Annotated in this window: 15 protein-coding genes; 8 read left to right on the top strand and 7 right to left on the bottom strand. The window is 61.2% G+C overall.

What is annotated here, in order from left to right:
* Positions 1-2: 2 nt before the first annotated feature.
* From acpS to recO, 4 genes are read left to right on the top strand one after another with little or no spacing between them, the layout of a single operon-like run.
* On the top strand, positions 3-416 hold the full coding sequence (gene acpS, locus ABNU55_RS08205; RefSeq protein WP_290748960.1) for a holo-ACP synthase: 414 nt from the start codon (positions 3-5) through the stop codon (positions 414-416).
* A complete protein-coding gene (gene rnc, locus ABNU55_RS08200; protein WP_290748968.1) occupies positions 413-1,183 on the top strand; it encodes a ribonuclease III in 771 nt (256 codons plus the stop codon). The genes acpS and rnc overlap by 4 nt, the downstream gene beginning before the upstream one ends.
* On the top strand, positions 1,173-2,120 hold the full coding sequence (gene era / locus ABNU55_RS08195) for a GTPase Era (RefSeq protein WP_290748971.1): 948 nt from the start codon (positions 1,173-1,175) through the stop codon (positions 2,118-2,120). Before rnc ends, era begins: the two co-directional genes overlap by 11 nt.
* Positions 2,120-2,857 carry a DNA repair protein RecO gene (recO, locus tag ABNU55_RS08190; protein ID WP_290748974.1) on the top strand — a complete coding sequence of 246 codons (738 nt, stop codon included), beginning with the start codon at positions 2,120-2,122 and terminating at the stop codon, positions 2,855-2,857. Before era ends, recO begins: the two co-directional genes overlap by 1 nt.
* Here recO and ABNU55_RS08185 read toward each other — a convergent pair.
* Complete coding sequence (locus ABNU55_RS08185) at positions 2,854-3,552, bottom strand: extensin family protein (protein WP_290748977.1); 699 nt, start codon at positions 3,550-3,552, stop codon at positions 2,854-2,856. The genes recO and ABNU55_RS08185 overlap by 4 nt on opposite strands.
* A gap of 79 nt (positions 3,553-3,631) precedes the next feature.
* Between ABNU55_RS08185 and parC the strand changes: the two genes are divergently transcribed.
* Both parC and ABNU55_RS08175 read left to right on the top strand, forming a co-directional pair.
* Positions 3,632-5,866 carry a DNA topoisomerase IV subunit A gene (parC, locus tag ABNU55_RS08180; protein WP_290748979.1) on the top strand — a complete coding sequence of 745 codons (2,235 nt, stop codon included), beginning with the start codon at positions 3,632-3,634 and terminating at the stop codon, positions 5,864-5,866.
* 66 nt (positions 5,867-5,932) lie between these two features.
* Entirely contained in the window at positions 5,933-6,493 is a 561-nt protein-coding gene (locus ABNU55_RS08175; protein WP_290748981.1) for a LemA family protein, read from the top strand.
* Between the two features lie 66 nt (positions 6,494-6,559).
* Here ABNU55_RS08175 and ABNU55_RS08170 read toward each other — a convergent pair whose 3' ends face one another.
* From ABNU55_RS08170 to ABNU55_RS08145, 6 genes are read right to left on the bottom strand one after another with little or no spacing between them, the layout of a single operon-like run.
* Positions 6,560-8,140 carry a TRAP transporter large permease subunit gene (locus ABNU55_RS08170; RefSeq protein ID WP_290748984.1) on the bottom strand — a complete coding sequence of 527 codons (1,581 nt, stop codon included), beginning with the start codon at positions 8,138-8,140 and terminating at the stop codon, positions 6,560-6,562.
* On the bottom strand, positions 8,130-8,795 hold the full coding sequence (locus tag ABNU55_RS08165; protein ID WP_290748986.1) for a TRAP transporter small permease subunit: 666 nt from the start codon (positions 8,793-8,795) through the stop codon (positions 8,130-8,132). The genes ABNU55_RS08170 and ABNU55_RS08165 overlap by 11 nt, the downstream gene beginning before the upstream one ends.
* Before the next feature lie 7 nt (positions 8,796-8,802).
* Positions 8,803-9,924: a TRAP transporter substrate-binding protein gene (locus ABNU55_RS08160; RefSeq protein ID WP_290748989.1), complete on the bottom strand. Its 1,122-nt coding sequence runs from the start codon at positions 9,922-9,924 to the stop codon at positions 8,803-8,805.
* Between the two features lie 52 nt (positions 9,925-9,976).
* Positions 9,977-10,741 (bottom strand): arginyltransferase, encoded by a 765-nt coding sequence (locus tag ABNU55_RS08155; RefSeq protein WP_290748991.1) that lies wholly within the window; start codon positions 10,739-10,741, stop codon positions 9,977-9,979.
* Positions 10,742-10,753: 12 nt separating this feature from the next.
* Complete coding sequence (locus ABNU55_RS08150) at positions 10,754-12,589, bottom strand: SLC13 family permease (protein ID WP_290748994.1); 1,836 nt, start codon at positions 12,587-12,589, stop codon at positions 10,754-10,756.
* Between the two features lie 46 nt (positions 12,590-12,635).
* Entirely contained in the window at positions 12,636-13,322 is a 687-nt protein-coding gene (locus tag ABNU55_RS08145; protein WP_290748997.1) for a flagellar motor protein MotB, read from the bottom strand.
* A gap of 181 nt (positions 13,323-13,503) precedes the next feature.
* On the opposite strand from ABNU55_RS08145, the gene ABNU55_RS08140 reads away from it, so the two are divergent.
* Together ABNU55_RS08140 and ABNU55_RS08135 are read left to right on the top strand one after the other, a co-directional pair.
* Positions 13,504-14,373, top strand: a complete 870-nt coding sequence (locus ABNU55_RS08140; protein ID WP_290749000.1) for an NAD(P)-dependent oxidoreductase — start codon at positions 13,504-13,506, stop codon at positions 14,371-14,373.
* 1 nt (position 14,374) lies between these two features.
* Complete coding sequence (locus ABNU55_RS08135; protein WP_290749003.1) at positions 14,375-15,376, top strand: TIGR00341 family protein; 1,002 nt, start codon at positions 14,375-14,377, stop codon at positions 15,374-15,376.
* Positions 15,377-15,412: the final 36 nt, after the last annotated feature.

Here is a 15,412-nt window from a genome sequence, read left to right as displayed (position 1 = left end):
TCATGATCATCGGTATGGGCAATGACCTTTGCAATATTGAGCGGATCGAGAAGTCGATTGCCCGCTTTGGCGACCGCTTCAAGCAACGCTGTTTCACCGAAACGGAGATCGCGCTCGCCGAACGCCGCCGCCGGTCTGCCGAGACCTATGCCAAACGGTTCGCTGCCAAGGAGGCGTGTGCAAAGGCGCTTGGCACAGGTGTGCCGCGCCGGGGCGTGCACTGGAAACATATGGGCGTGGTGAATTTGCCGACCGGCAAACCGACCATGGCGCTGACGGGCGGAGCGGCCACGCGCCTGGCCGAAATGTTGCCCGCAGGTCATGAAGCCCTCATCCACCTGACCATCACCGACGACCATCCATGGGCATCGGCGGTTGTCATTATCGAGGCCATGCCCTTAGAAGCGCGCTCATGAAACCCGCCCGCCCGAAACGCACACGACTGCGCGCCTCCGCAAAGGCGCTGAAGCGCAAGCGTCCTGAGCTTTCAAGCGATGACCGCAAGGCGCTTGAGGGCAAGCTTGGCTACACCTTCCGTACTGTCGAATGGCTGCACCGGGCGCTGACGCATCCAAGCCTGATCGACAATTATGACGGCGATGCGCAGTTCTCGAACCAGCGGCTGGAATTCCTGGGCGACCGGGTGCTTGGCCTCGTCATGGCCGAGATGCTGATCGCGAAATTCCCCTCAGAGCGCGAAGGCTATCTCACGCGTATCTTCCATCAGCTGGTCAGCGGTGAAGCCTGCGCGGAAGTTGGCGAGGCGATAGGGTTACGGCCTTTCCTCTTCCTCGACGCGTCGATGGAGAACAATAAGCGCGGCAGCTATGACAAGAGCGTGGCCGACGCCATTGAGGCCATTATCGCAGCGATTTACCGCGATGGGGGCATGGAAGCAGCGCGCGCCTTTATCAGCCGTCACTGGATCATGGAGCTTGTCGAGCGGGAGATCTCGCAGCAGAACCCGAAAACAAGGCTGAGTGACTGGTGCGGCGCAAATCGTGCGCCTTATGCGACTTATGATATCATAGAGCGGTCGGGCCCTGACCATGAGCCTGTCTTTCTGGTCGAGGCGAAGGTTGAGGGCCGGGGCGCTGCACGCGACAAGGGCCGCTCCAGGCAGGAAGCTGAAATGGCTGCGGCCGACCGTCTATTAAGGGATCTGATCCGCAATGCAGGCTGAAGACATCAACCGCGCAGGCTTTGTCGCCGTTATCGGCGCGCCCAATGCCGGCAAGTCCACACTGACCAATGCCATTGTCGGCACCAAGGTGGCCATCGTGACCCACAAGGTGCAGACCACCCGCTTCCCGGTGCGGGGCGTTGCGCATGCTGGCGACGCACAGCTCGTGATCGTCGACACACCCGGCATCTTTGGCGCGAAGAAGCGGCTCGACCGCGCCATGGTAAAGTCTGCATGGACGGGGGCAGACGATGCCGACGCCGTGGTCCATTTGATCGACGCGGCCGCCTGGATCGCCGAACGCAAGGGCAAGGCCGCGCCAGCGCAGACGAAATCGGTTGAGGATGACCGAGATGTCATCCGCACGCTGAAACAGACCGGACGAAAGGTCATCCTCGCCCTCAACAAGATCGACCTTTTCCCGCATGAGGAAGTCCTGCCCTTGATCTCGCACTTCAATGAGGAGGGCGCCTATAGCGACATCTTCATGATCTCGGCAGAGAATGGCGACGGGTTAGACCGGCTGCTCGAGCACGTTGCCGCTCAGATGCCCGAAGGCCCGGCCATGTTCCCGCCGGATCAGTCGGCAGATATTCCGATGCGGCTGCTGGCGGCAGAGATTACACGCGAAAAGCTGATGCTCCGCCTGCATGAGGAGCTGCCCTACCAGCTCACCGTGGAAACCGAGACCTGGGAAGACTTCCAGAACGGCGATGTGCGGATCGAACAGGCCGTTATCGTCGGCCGCGACAATCACAAGTCCATGGTCCTCGGCAAGAATGGCCAGACGATCAAATGGGTCAGCAAGGCCGCGCGGGAAGAGCTCGGCAAGCTGCTCGATACCCGCGTCCACCTCTTCCTCTTTGTGAAGGTGGACGAGAAGTGGCAGGAAAAGCGCGAAAGCTATTCCCATCTTGGGCTGGAGTTCGATAGCTGATGCAATGGCGCGATGAGGGCCTTGTCCTCGGCGGCCGTAAATTCGGCGAAAGCGGACTGATCCTCGATGTGCTGACCCGAGAGCGCGGGCGCCGTTCCGGTCTCGTCTATGGCGGTGCCTCGCGCAAGAAGCGCGCCCAGTATGAGCCTGGCAATACGGTGGACCTGTCCTGGTCTGGACGCCTTGAGGAACAGCTCGGACGCTTCGATGTGGCCGAAAGCTCCCGCCAGCGCGCTTCGCGTCTGATTGACCTGCCGCTGGCTCTCAATGCTGTTGCCTCCATCTGCGCGCTTCTGCGCGGCGCCCTGAATGAGGGCGATCATGCCGGCTCCGCCCTTTATGATGCGACGGAGATGCTGCTCGACCGGCTGGATGAAGATGCGATCTGGCCGGCGCTCTATGTACGCTGGGAGCTTGGTTTGCTCTCCATGCTCGGTTTCGGACTGGACCTTGAAGCCTGCGCCGTCAGCGGCGCCAATGACGGGCTGACCCATGTTTCGCCGCGGACCGGCCGCGCGGTGAAGGGGTCGGAGGCGGAAGAATATGTCGACCGGCTATTCATCCTGCCGAACTTCCTGATCGATGCGCGCGCGCCGGCAGGGCAGGCCGATATCGCGCATGGTCTAGACCTTACCGGTCATTTCATCGAGCGCCGTCTCTTCAACACGATGAACCGCGACATGCCGGAAGCGCGCCGGCGTCTTGCGGCAAAGCTTGCCCGGCCCGCCAGCCCCTAGCGGCAGATGCTGGCGCCGCCCATGTCGAAGTGAAAATGGTCGGCATGCGCCGCATTGTAGTCGGGACCGAGAACGACAGAAAATAGCTGGCAGGCCCCGCCATGCACCTCCTCCAGGAACTCTCCGAGCTCACTGTCTTCGCGCCAGTGCTGGCGCACCTCGATGACGCGCCCGTCGGCCAGACGAAAGCCGCGAATGTCGATGGCATTGGCGCGGCCATGCTCGCTGAGCCGGCTGGCACCGGCAATATTGCGGCAGGAGAAGGAGCCATAGGAAAGGATACGGTCGACCTCCTCGCCGAGGATGGCTTCTGCCGCCGGGGCCACCACTTCACGTTCCCAGACATAGAGCGAGGCGGTCTGGGCGCAGGTCATCTTCAGCGGCGCGACGGAGTAGGGGTAGGCAGACCTGTCCAGCGTCAGCGGCCGTTTCAGCGGGCAGCGGTCCGTTCCGCTGCCTTCGGGCAGAGCGGTGTAAGCGACACCGGCGCGGTCCAGAAGCCGATAACACTGGTCGGTGTCGCCTTTGAGGCGGGCAAGCTTCAAGGGCGTTGCCAGGCCAATAGGATCATTCAGGCTGAGCGGACGCAAAGGGTTGTGCTGAACCGGGACATAGGCGTTGAACGCGATCACTGCCAAAAGCAGCGCCGCAACGACACCTACCTGTTTAATCACGCGCTCAACCGTGCTGATCATTTCTTATAATCGTCCGTCATTCTGATAGAGTCAGAGGCTGAGCCTGATTCCTCCACAGGCAGAGCCCGAAGGAGCCACTATGTCCGACCTTCTGGACCCCGAAGATGGCAAGATCATCAATGAGCCGCTAAGTGAAGCCCTCACCAAGCGCTACCTTGCCTATGCCTTGTCGACCATCACGTCGCGCGCCCTTCCGGATGTGCGCGACGGCCTGAAGCCCGTTCAGCGCCGTATCCTTTACGGCATGCGCGAACTTAAGCTCGATCCGGAATCCGGCTACCGTAAATGTGCGAAAATCGTCGGTGACGTGATGGGTAACTTCCACCCGCACGGCGACAGCGCCATCTATGACACGCTTGTCCGGCTCGCCCAGGATTTTTCCGTCCGGTACCCACTGGTCGACGGACAGGGCAATTTCGGCAATATCGACGGCGATAATGCGGCCGCCTACCGGTATACCGAAGCGCGGATGACAGCGGCGGCGAAGCTCCTGCTTGAGGGGCTGAATGAGGACGCGGTCGACTTCAAGGACAACTACTCCGAAACTGACCGGGAGCCGGTCGTTTTGCCTGCCGGGTATCCCAACCTCCTGGCAAATGGCGCCTCCGGTATTGCGGTCGGCATGGCGACCTCCATCCCGCCGCACAATGTCGCCGAGGTCATCGATGCTGCGCTTCTGCTGATCGAAGACCGCGATACGCCGATCACCGAACTGATGAACGTCATGCCCGGGCCGGACTTTCCGACGGGCGGGGTGATCGTTGAACCCCGTAGCGCCATCCGCGAAGCCTATGAAACAGGCCGGGGCGGCTTCCGTATCCGCGCGCGCTGGTCGGTTGAGGACCTTGGCCGGGGGACCTGGCAGATCGTGGTCACGGAAATCCCGTACCAGGTCCAGAAATCCCGCCTGATCGAAAAGCTTGCAGAGCTGATCGAGACCAAGAAGGCGCCGCTTCTCAGCGATGTTCGTGATGAGAGCGCCGAAGATATCCGTATCGTGCTTGAGCCGCGCGCGAAGACCGTCGACCCCGACGTGATGATGGAGAGCCTGTTCAAGCTCTGCGACCTGGAATCGCGCTTCTCCATGAACATGAACGTCCTGGACCGCGGCGCCCCCAAGGTGATGAGCCTGCGCGAAGTGATCATTGCCTATCTCGATCACCGCCGCGAAGTCGTGAACCGCCGGGCCCGTTTCCGCCTCGACAAGATCGAAAAGCGCCTTCATCTGCTTGAAGGCTATCTCATCGCCTACCTCAATATCGATGAGGTGATCCGCATCATCCGCGAGGAAGATGAGCCCAAGCAGGAGCTGATGCAGCGCTTTGAGCTGACCGATACGCAGGCCGAAGCGATCCTCAACCTTCGTCTGCGCGCCCTGCGCAAGCTCGAAGAGATGCAGATCAAGAAGGAGCATGAAGAGCTTCAGGAAGAGCGCGCCGACATCGAAGCTCTGCTCGGCTCGTCGCGCCGCCAGTGGACCAAGGTCGGCAAGGAGCTGAAAGAAGCCCGCAAGGCGTTCGACCCGGGCACGGAGCTTGGCAAACGCCGCGCCACCTTTGAGGATGCGCCGGAAATCGACCTTTCCGCTGCGCTCGAAGCGTCTACGCCGAAAGAACCGCTGACAGTGGTCCTCTCATCTATGGGCTGGATTCGCGGCATGAAGGGCCACGGCCTCGATCTCGAAACAACCAAGTTCAAGGAAGGCGACAGCCTCTATCTGAGCGAGGAAGTGCAGACGACCGACAAGCTCGTCCTTCTCGCAAGTGATGGGCGTGCCTTCACCATGACATGCGACAAGCTTCCAGGCGGGCGCGGGCATGGTGAACCGATCCGCCTTTCCATAGATCTTGAGGACAATATCGAGATTGTCGACATGTTCCGCCTCGATACCTCCCGCAAGCGGCTGATGGCATCCGATATCGGCTATGGCTTCATTGTGCCGGAAAGCGAGCTTGAATCGAACCGCAAGGCCGGCAAGTCAGTCGTGAATACGGGCGGGGGCAATTTGCTCGTCAGCTATCCTGTCGATGGCGACCAGATTGCCGTGATCGGGACCAACAAGAAGCTCCTGATTTTCCCGCTGGAAGAGTTGCCTGAAATGGCGCGTGGCAAAGGCGTCAAACTCCAGGCCTATCGAGGCAAAGACAAGCTCGCAGATGCCAAGACATTCACCGCAGAGGAAGGCTTTGCGGTGACAGATGCGGCTGGCCGCTCGCGGACATTCCCTGACTGGGAAGAGTGGCTCGGCAAGCGCGCACAGGCCGGCAAGGCTGCGCCAAGAGGCTTTCCGAAATCCGGCACATTCACCGGCTAGCTTGTCACGCAGAAGAGGCGGGTTTACTCATCCCGTCGGGGCGTATTTCGAGGTGGAGGGACCTCCATGACATTTATCTATATTCTTATCGGGGCGATGGCGATCGTGGTCGTCTTCCTGATCGGTATCTACAATTCGCTGGTCGCCAAGCGGCAGCGCTGCAATCAGGCTTTCGCGGACATCGACGTCCAGCTGAAGCAGCGCCAGAACCTGATCCCCAATCTCGTGGAGACGGTGAAAGGCTATGCCAGCCATGAACGCCAGACGCTCGAAGAGGTGGTCCAGGCGCGCAATTCAGCCGTGGCGGCGCAGTCGCCAGGTGAGATGGCACAGGCTGAAGGCGCCCTCACCAGCGCGCTTGGCCGTCTCTTTGCGCTTTCCGAATCCTATCCCGATCTCAAGGCGAATGAGAACTTCAAGGATCTGCAGGATGAGCTGTCGGTCATCGAGGACAAGCTCGCCGCCGCGCGCCGCTTCTACAATGCTGCCGTACAGGACTATAACACCTCGCGCGAGCAATTCCCCAATTCCATCGTCGCGGGCATGTTCAATTTCGAGGAACGTGAATTCTTCGACCTTGGCGGCGACCGCACGGCGCTTTCAAATGTGCCGGAAGTGAAGTTCTAGGCAGTCAGATACAATCGTGACCCGTTTAGAATCCCGGTCTTTCCGTTTGAAAGACCGGGATTTTTCTCAGTCCGCCTGTAGTGAGGGCAGCCATGTCGCGAGCTCGGGAATGAAGGCGACAGCAAGGATCATCAGAAGCTGAAGGCCGATGAAGGGCAGGGCGCCCTGCCAGATGTCGATTGTGCGAACCTGGTCGGGCGCGGCGCCGCGAAGATAGAAGAGGGCAAAGCCGAAGGGCGGCGTCAGGAAACTCGTCTGCAGGTTAAGCGCCATGAGAATGGCCAGCCAGACCGGGTCAAATCCCATGATGATCAGCGGCGGCGTCACCAGCGGCACGACGACGAACACGATCTCGATGAAGTCGAGAAAGAAGCCCAGCACGAACATGACGAGCATGGCGCCGATCAGTGCGCCCCAGCGTCCGCCGGGGATCGATTCCAGCAGGTCCGCCACCATCTCGTCGCCACCAAAGCCGCGAAAGACCAGAGAAAAGAGTGACGCACCAATCAGGATCAGGAAGACCATCGCTGTGATGTGAACACCGCTCTTGAGTGCCAGCGATAGAAAGCCGCGCCGGTGCAGGATTGCCATTCCGGCAAGGATGCCGGCCAGAAAGACGATGCCCGCGGCCACGATGATCGCAATGCCGGTCACGGTCAGCGCATCGGTCGAGGCTACACCAAGACGCAAATCCATTACATTGCGGACCAGCAGGATGACGACAAGCGCCGCGAAGGCGGCAAGGATCAGCCATTCCAGCTTGCGGTCGCCAGCCTCACCGAGCCGCAGCCCTGCGAGGAGGAGAGCGCCGCCCACGCCGATAGACGCCGCTGCCGTTGGCGTTGCAATGCCGCCCAGAATGGCGCCGAGCACGGCAATGATGAGAAAGAGCGGCGCGCCGAGACCAAAGGCGACTTCCCTTGTCGTGAGGGGCAGGCTGGTATCGTCGATCACCGGTGGGCACGTGCTGGGGCGGAGCACCGACATCACAGCAATCCAGGCGAGATAGAAACCGACCAGCAGAAGTCCGGGCAGCAGGGCGCCAGCAAAGAGGTCGCCGACCGAGACGACGAAGCTGCCGACATTCATTTCATTGGCGGCCTGGCTGGCTGCGTTTGAGACCGCGTCGGCAAGCAGGATAAGCACGATACTGGGCGGAATGATCTGGCCGAGCGTACCCGACGCCGCGATCGTGCCCGTCGCGAGCTTTGGATCGTATTTCTGGGCCAGCATGGTCGGCAGGGCGATCAGCGTCATGGTGATGACGGTGGCGCCGACAATGCCTGTAGAGGCCGCCAGCAGGGCGCCGACCAGCACAACAGCATAGCCAAGGCCGCCGCGCAGCCGGCCGAGCAGGCGTCCGGCGATGTGAAGCAGATCCTCTGCCACCCGGGAACGTTCCAGAATGACCCCCATGAGAACGAACAGGGGGACGGCCACCAGGGTTTCATTCTGCATGATGGACCCGCCCTGGATGCGGCTGGGCAGTGACCGCAGAAGGTGTTCGGGGAAGACGCCGAAACTCATGCCTAACAGGGCGAAGAGAAGCGCCACCCCGCCAAGGGTGAGCGCGACCGGATAGCCCGCGAGCAGGGCGCCAATGGCTGTCAGGAACATCAGCAGCGCGAGGAGGAATTCAAGCTCCATAATGACGCTCCTGCGGTGAGGCGGGATCAACCGGGGCTTCGAAACCTGTCAGTCGCAAGGCGGCGCGCAGGGCAACCGACAGACCAGCAAGGATCAGCAGGATGGCGAAAACAGGGACCAGCGTCTTGAACAGGAAGAGGAGCGGCAGGCCGTCGCTTTCGCGGGAGCCTTCAAACAGCGACCACGCCCTCGCAAGCCCCTGTTCCCCGGTGGTCAGGAGCCGGATACAGATCGGGAAGAGAAGAAGATAGGTGCCTGCCAGTTCGATCCAGTTGCGCCCATTTTCCCCAAATCGCGGCCGCAGAATGTCCACCCGGACATGAGCGTCGTCGCGAAGGGCGCTGGCCGCGCCCAGCATGAACATGGCCGCGAACGCGTAGATCACCGACTCCGACAGCCAGGTCGCGGTCAGGGCGAGCGCATAGCTCGCGATGACGACAATGAGCTGCAGAAGGAAGAGGAGGATCGCCGCAAGCATCGCCGCGCGCAAGGCCCACTCAATCGCTGCATCCAGACCGTTTGCCAGCCTCTCTCCCGCATCATGAAGCGGCTTAGGTATGACAAGGATGAAAAGCGGGAAGAGGAGAAGGGGGGACGCGATGAGCCCGATCCACTTCAGGAAACTGCCGATCGTCAGGAAGACTTGCGGATCCATGGCGAGCCTAGCCCTGGCTCTGCCGGCCAAGCGCGCGGGCCGCATAATACGGCCCGTCCGAGACCGCCGCCCATCCGGTCATCTTGTTCAAGCCTGCCTCGAAGCTTTCATAGATACGCTTTTCGATCCCGTCGCGTCCCGAATCTGCGCGCACATCGCGGGAGGCTTCGGCCATCGCCTTGACGACATCGTCCGGGAAGGAGCGCAACTGCACGCCATGTTCGCGCACCAGAAGGTCGAGATAGACCGAGTTCTGATAAGTGAACTCCCCCAGCGAGGTGTGATTGACTGACTCGCAGGCGGCCTTGATCAGGGCCTGCTCGCTTTCGCTCAGCCTGTCCCAGAGATTGAGATTGATGCCGACCGCCAGACTGGCGCCCGGTTCATGGAAGCCGGGCCCGTAATAATACGGCGCCTCGCGGTAGAAGCCGAGCGAATAGTCATTCCATGGCCCGACCCATTCGGTCGCGTCGATATTGCCCGTCTGGAGCGCCTGATAGATTTCACCGCCCGGCAGCGCCTTGGCAGAGCCGCCCAGGGCGCGCAGCACGTCGCCGCCCTGACCGGGAATGCGCATCTGAAGGCCGACAAGATCGTCGAGGCTGTTGATCTCGCGCCGGAACCAGCCGCCCATCTGGTGGCCTGTATTGGCGCCCTGCAGCGGCTTGATGCCAAAGCCGGCCGACAACTCATCCCAGAGGGCCTGTCCGCCGCCGAAATCGATCCAGCCCATGATTTCCTGCGCCGTCATGCCGAAGGGGACAGCGGTAAAGAAAGGATAGGCCGTGGACTTGGCGGTCCAGTAATACTCGGCGCCGTGATACATGTCGGCAGAGCCGTTCGCGACCGCGTCGAAGCTTTCGAAGGCCGGCACCAGCTCGCCGGCAGCAAAGACCTTCACCTCGATCATGCCGTCGGACATTGCAAAGATGCGTTCGGCGACCCGCTCTGCCGCCCGGCCGAGCCCTGGCAGGCCCTTCGGCCAGGTCGTCACCATGTTAAGCTGCCGGCGGTTCCGGCTGATTGAGGGCGCGGCGAGTTTGCTTGTGCTCTCCGGACGGCCAAAGGAGGCGGCTGCACCACCTATGCCAAGAAGCCCTGCGCCCAGCAGGTTGCGTCTACGTATCATGTCCTCCCCCGATCCTCAGGATCGCCCGGCACCCCCTCATTCGGTGCGGGTTCTATTCACCCTCTTGAAGCGGACGCCAGACCGGCCCGTCAAGGACTTCCAGCGGCTGGAAGCGGCGTTTGTAGTCCATCTTGGGGCTCTGCTTGATCCAGTAGCCGAGATAGACATGCGGCAGGCCGTAGTCCTGCGCGCTGCGGATATGGTCCAGGATCAGGTAGGTGCCGAGGCTGCGCCGGGGCTGGCGCGTGTCGAAAAAGGTGTACACCATCGAAAACCCGTCGCGCAGCACGTCGGTCAGGGAGACAGCGATCAGCGGCGAGTCTTCCTCCGGTCCTTCGCGGTACTCGAACATAAGGGTCTGCACAGGGGTCTCGTTCACCATGCCGGCAAATTCACGAAAGCCCATATCCGACATGCCGCCGCCTTCATGGCGCGAAATCAGATAGCGTTTGAGCAGCCTGTACTGCTCACGCGTCGCTTTCGGCGCGACGGGCCGGCGCATGAGATCCTCATTGCGCTTCAGGATACGTTTCTGGTTGCGGCTGGCCGTAAAACCGGAGGCATCGACGCGCACGCTGCGGCAGGCATTGCAGGACGGGCAGGCCGGACGGTAGGCGACCGACTGGCTGCGCCGGAAGCCGGCCTCGCTCAGCTGGTTATGAAGCGCGTCCGGTGAAGCCTGGTTGAGATGGGTAAACGCCTTCCGCTCCATCTGGCCGTCCAGATAGGGGCAGGGAGTTGCGCCGGTGACATAGAAACGTAGTCCGCGGCCCACGCCCGGAACGGTGAATAGCGACTCATCCAGTTTCATCGTCATCGATTAAGGCACTCAAATATCAAAACGCCAAGGGGCCATTAACGTGAATGCGATCCACATCACAACCAAAAGTGGCCCACCGAACTTTATGAAGTCTGAAAATCTGTAATGACCGGGGGCCATTACAAGCATGTTCGTCTGATAGGCGATAGGCGAGGCGAAACTGCAATTCGATGCATATATGACGGCGAGGATATAGGGCAGAGGGTCGCTCCCCGTTGTCTGGGCTGCTTCCAGCGCGACCGGCGCAAACAGGACGGCGGTGGCCGCATTGCTCAGGATATTCGTCAGGATCGCGACGCAGAGAAAGATGGTCGACAGGATGACGACGGGTCCATAGGGCGCGGCGAGGTTGACCACGCCATTGGCGATCAGCGTGGCGGCACCTGTCCGCTCCAGCGCCGTACCCATGGCGAGCGCTGCGGCGATCACAAGGAAGATGCGGATATCGAGCGCCCGGCTGGCCTGTCTCGTGTTCAGGCACTGGGTCACGATCATCGCGAAGGCGGCGAGAACCGAGGCGACAAGAATGCTGGTGATACCGCTTGCCGCCAGCACCACCATGCCCAGAGCGATCAGCCGCGCTGCGAGGCTATGCGCCGTGAAGGGGATCTCCTTCTGCGACCATTCCAGAAGGATGATGTCGCGGCTGGTACGAAGGTCCTGGAACACCGTCTGCGGCGCACACAGCAAGAGCGTGTCCCCGGCTTCCAACCGGATCTGTCCGAGCTTTGACCGTATCATGCGCGACCGTCTCTGGATCCCGAGGACGACCGCAGAGGTCAGCCGCCGGAAGCCCAGCATTTCCACCGTCCGCCCCGCCATGCGAGAGCCCGGTGCGATCACCGCCTCGATCAGGCTGAGCTGGGGCAGGGAGGTGTCGACCTCTTCTGTCCCGCTGTCCTGCCAGATCTGCTGCAAAAGGCCCGGCTTTGCCGCGAGGAGTTCGCTGATCGCCTTGCGGGTCGCGGCGACGATGACGAGGTCTCCGGGACGAAGCTGCACGTCATCAAAGGGCGGCAGCATGGCGCGCTCGCCGCGCTGGATCAGTCTTACCGTCATGTCCTTTAGGTCAGGGAACATGCCGGCGACGGGAGATTTGCCGACAAGGAAATGGTCCTGTGTCACCTCGAACTGGGCCACGAACTGTTTGCCGCTGGGCACCACTTCCTGCGCGAACGTCTCACGGTCGGGCAGCAGGAAACGCGAAAAGATCGCGATATAGACAAGCCCTACGCCCGCAAGCAACAGCCCCATCGGCGTCTGCTCGAAGAAGCCGAGGGATATGCCTTCGGTGCGGCGATAGGCGTCGGCGGCAAGAAGGTTTGTCGAGGTGCCGATCAGTGTGGTCATGCCGGCCAGGATGGACACGAAACTCAGCGGCATCATGAGGCGCGAGGGTGACGCCTTCATCCGCATGGCAATCGCGCTCATGACCGGCAGGAACATGATGACAACGGGCGTATTATTGGTGAACGCGCTTATGGCGAAGACGGCCAGGAAGGTCAGAAAAAGCGTCGAAACAGGCCGTTTGCCATAGGAGCGCACCAGCGACTTGGTCGGCCCTTCAATGGCGCCGGTTTGAAAGAGGCCCTGTCCAACAACCAGAAGCGCCATGATGGTGATCAGGGCCGGGTTGCCGAACCCCTGGAGCAGGTCAGCGGAACTGATCGGCTCGTCGCCCACGCCGGTCGCTCCCGGCAGGGCGAAGACCAGCAGCAGGGCGAGGATCACCCCGATAGAAACCAGCTCCATCGACCAGCGGTCCAGCACGTAAACGACAATCGTGCACGCAATGACGAAGAGGCTGGCCCACATCGGCCAGTTGGCGATCAGCTCTGAATCCATCCAGCCTCCCGACCGCCTTGACCAGCTCATGGCTGGTCGCGCGGCATCAATCTAGATGGACGACTATGCTCAAGCGCCGGTTTTGAGGCAAGCTGGTGGCCGCATCATCCAGCGGACGGGTATCGGCGAGGCCCGCCACGCTGCGAATGCGCGCAGGGTCGAGCCCTTCAGCAAGCAGCGCCCGGCGCGCGGCATTGGCACGATCTGCCGAGAGGTCCCAGTTGGAATAGCCCATCCGGTGGATCGGATCACTGTCGGTATGGCCCTCAATGGAAACGCCATAATCGACAAGCGAAAGGGCAGACGCGGTCATGGCAATCAGGTCTTTGCCGCGCGGGTTGAGCAGGGGGGAGCCTTTCTCGAACAGAGGCGCGCGATCAAGGTCCATGAGTTCGATGCGAACGCCGTTTTCGAGTTTTTGAAGCGAGACATAGGTGAGGTTCTGGTCGAAAAGCGGTGAGGACTTCAGCGTTGCGGCAAGCTGGTCCGCGCGCGCTGGTTCGTGCCGCTCCGGCACGAGTGACATGGCCGAAAGCGAGGGCGCTGCGCCGAATTGTTCTGCCACGCTTTCCTTTTGCTCTGGCGTCGCCCCGTGGACAAGCCATAGCACCAGGAACAGCGCACAGAGCGCTGTCAGGAAGTCCGCATAAGCGAGCTTCCATCCGCCGGTCTGGCGGATCGGCGCCAAGGGCATTCTGCCCCTGGCCCGCGACAAGGCGTTTACATCAGCCATCAGGTCCGATCTTTCTGATCTTCACTGACGGCTCTAGGCTACTCGATTTGAGATCAGGTTTGGCGAGATGTTGTAATTTCAAACAAATCTGGCCGTCTTGCCGAAGCCGCTCTAAGTGGGCACCAGAGGATAGAGTCTCGCCCGGCATATGGCTGCGGTGAGTAAGACCTGAGAGGACTTCATGACCAATTGCGCATTTCTTGGACTGGGTGTCATGGGCTTTCCGATGGCTGGCCATCTGGCGGCCAGTGGACACGATGTAACTGTCTGGAACCGGACAGGTGCAAAATCGGCAGACTGGGAAAGCAAGCACAAGGGTAAGGCGGCCGAATCCGCCGCCGACGCTGTAAAGGACGCTGATTTCGTCTGCCTCTGCCTCGGTGACGACCCGGACGTGGAGGCGGTCTTCGATCAGATCGAGGATAGTCTGAAAGCCGGTTGCATCGTCATCGATCACACAACCGCCAGTGCGCAGCTTGCCCGCAATCTCTTTGAGCGCTGTAATTCACGCGGGGCCCATTTCATAGATGCGCCCATTTCCGGCGGTCAGGCTGGTGCAGAGGCCGGCAAGCTTACCATCATGTGCGGCGGCGAGGACGATGCCATGGAGAAGGCGCGTCCTGTCATGGAGGCTTATGGCGCGCGTATCACCCATATTGGCGAGAGCGGCGCGGGACAGCTTGCCAAATCGGTCAACCAGATCTGTATCGCAGGGATCGTACAGGGCCTGTCGGAGGGGATCCATTTTGCCGAAAGCAATGGCCTCGACGTGGCCAAGGTGATGGAAGCCATTTCCGGTGGGGCCGCCCAGAGCTGGCAGATGGAAAACCGCTGGAAGACCATGGCCGCACGAGAGTTCGAGCATGGTTTTGCGGTTGACTGGATGCGCAAGGACTTGCGTATCGCCCTCAAAGCTGCGCGTGACAGTGGAGCCCGTCTGCCGGTGACCGCGCTGGTCGATCAGTTCTATGCCGACGTTCAGGCCGATGGCGGTAATCGCTGGGACACGTCCAGCCTCGTCACCCGTTTCGGCCCACCACGAAAGCGTTGATTTGAAACAGGTCGAAATTCACCTGAAGAAACGCGATAGCGACACGGTCATTCGGGCGATCAAGGCATTTGAGCCCGTCGACTGGATCCAGTTCGATATTGAGCAGGCCGACCGGAAGATGATCCGCGTCCTTGCCCATGACGGGCGCTGCCAGATCCTCATCGATGCAGCGTCCGAAGCGCTTCAGGACTGCCGCGACTGGCGCATCACCATGATCCCGGTCGAGGCAAGCCTGCCTGAGCCAAGAGAGCTTGAGCAGGATGAGGCCGCCAGCGACCTTCGCGTCCTTCGCGAGGAATTGCTCGATGACGTGACCAAGGATGCGACCCTTACGCGCGATTTCCTTATCCTGTCGGGGCTCTCGACGATCGTGGCGGCGATTGGTCTCAACGCCGATGGCGTGGCGGCGGTGATCGGCGCCATGGTGATTGCGCCACTCCTCGGGCCCATCCTCGGTTTCGCGCTCGGCGCTGGGCTGGGCAATATGGGCTTGCTGCGTCAGTCTGGCCTGACGCTTGCGGCAGGGCTTGGGACGGCCTTGCTTGTCGCCTTCCTGATCTCATTCTTCCTCCCGCTGAACACTGGCAGTGAAGAGCTTATGGCCCGTACGCAGGTCACGTTGGATAGCGTGGCTCTTGCCCTGGCTGCGGGTGCGGCAGCAGCGCTGTCCATGGCCCAGGGTAACTCCGCCGGCCTGGTCGGTGTTATGGTGGCTGCAGCCCTACTGCCGCCCGGCGCTGCCTTCGGCCTTTTCGTCGGCGCGCAGGAGTGGTCATTCGCCATGCGCTCGGGTCTTTTGCTGACCCTCAACATCATCTGCCTGCTCGTCTCGGCGCTGGCCGTTTTCCGCCTCAAGAATATCAAACCACGTGGCTGGCTGGATCAGCAGAACGCCACCCGCGCCTTCTGGATCAACCTGTCAATCTCCGCGATCCTGCTTGTCGCGATGATGGTGCTGATCGTGGTTCTCGATCTTGGAGAACAGGTCTCCATCGGTAATTGAGCGATCGTGGCGCTGGGCGGCAGGCCTGTCTGAGAC

The sequence above is a fragment of the uncultured Henriciella sp. genome (assembly GCF_964005855.1).
Classification (GTDB): domain Bacteria; phylum Pseudomonadota; class Alphaproteobacteria; order Caulobacterales; family Hyphomonadaceae; genus Henriciella.
Note: the sequence above shows the minus strand (reverse complement) of the source record. Positions and strands in the feature narration are given on the sequence as shown.

Excerpts from the sequence above, each read along its gene's own strand:
- parC (WP_290748979.1), top strand. The coding sequence starts at position 3,632 with ATGTCCGACCTTCTGGACCCCGAAGATGGCAAGATCATCAATGAGCCG.
- ABNU55_RS08165 (WP_290748986.1), bottom strand. The coding sequence starts at position 8,795 with ATGGATCCGCAAGTCTTCCTGACGATCGGCAGTTTCCTGAAGTGGATC.
- era (WP_290748971.1), top strand. The coding sequence starts at position 1,173 with ATGCAGGCTGAAGACATCAACCGCGCAGGCTTTGTCGCCGTTATCGGC.
- ABNU55_RS08175 (WP_290748981.1), top strand. The coding sequence starts at position 5,933 with ATGACATTTATCTATATTCTTATCGGGGCGATGGCGATCGTGGTCGTC.
- recO (WP_290748974.1), top strand. The coding sequence starts at position 2,120 with ATGCAATGGCGCGATGAGGGCCTTGTCCTCGGCGGCCGTAAATTCGGC.
- ABNU55_RS08170 (WP_290748984.1), bottom strand. The coding sequence starts at position 8,140 with ATGGAGCTTGAATTCCTCCTCGCGCTGCTGATGTTCCTGACAGCCATT.
- ABNU55_RS08150 (WP_290748994.1), bottom strand. The coding sequence starts at position 12,589 with ATGGATTCAGAGCTGATCGCCAACTGGCCGATGTGGGCCAGCCTCTTC.
- acpS (WP_290748960.1), top strand. The coding sequence starts at position 3 with ATGATCATCGGTATGGGCAATGACCTTTGCAATATTGAGCGGATCGAG.
- ABNU55_RS08160 (WP_290748989.1), bottom strand. The coding sequence starts at position 9,924 with ATGATACGTAGACGCAACCTGCTGGGCGCAGGGCTTCTTGGCATAGGT.
- ABNU55_RS08140 (WP_290749000.1), top strand. The coding sequence starts at position 13,504 with ATGACCAATTGCGCATTTCTTGGACTGGGTGTCATGGGCTTTCCGATG.
- ABNU55_RS08155 (WP_290748991.1), bottom strand. The coding sequence starts at position 10,741 with ATGACGATGAAACTGGATGAGTCGCTATTCACCGTTCCGGGCGTGGGC.
- ABNU55_RS08185 (WP_290748977.1), bottom strand. The coding sequence starts at position 3,552 with ATGATCAGCACGGTTGAGCGCGTGATTAAACAGGTAGGTGTCGTTGCG.
- rnc (WP_290748968.1), top strand. The coding sequence starts at position 413 with ATGAAACCCGCCCGCCCGAAACGCACACGACTGCGCGCCTCCGCAAAG.
- ABNU55_RS08145 (WP_290748997.1), bottom strand. The coding sequence starts at position 13,322 with ATGGCTGATGTAAACGCCTTGTCGCGGGCCAGGGGCAGAATGCCCTTG.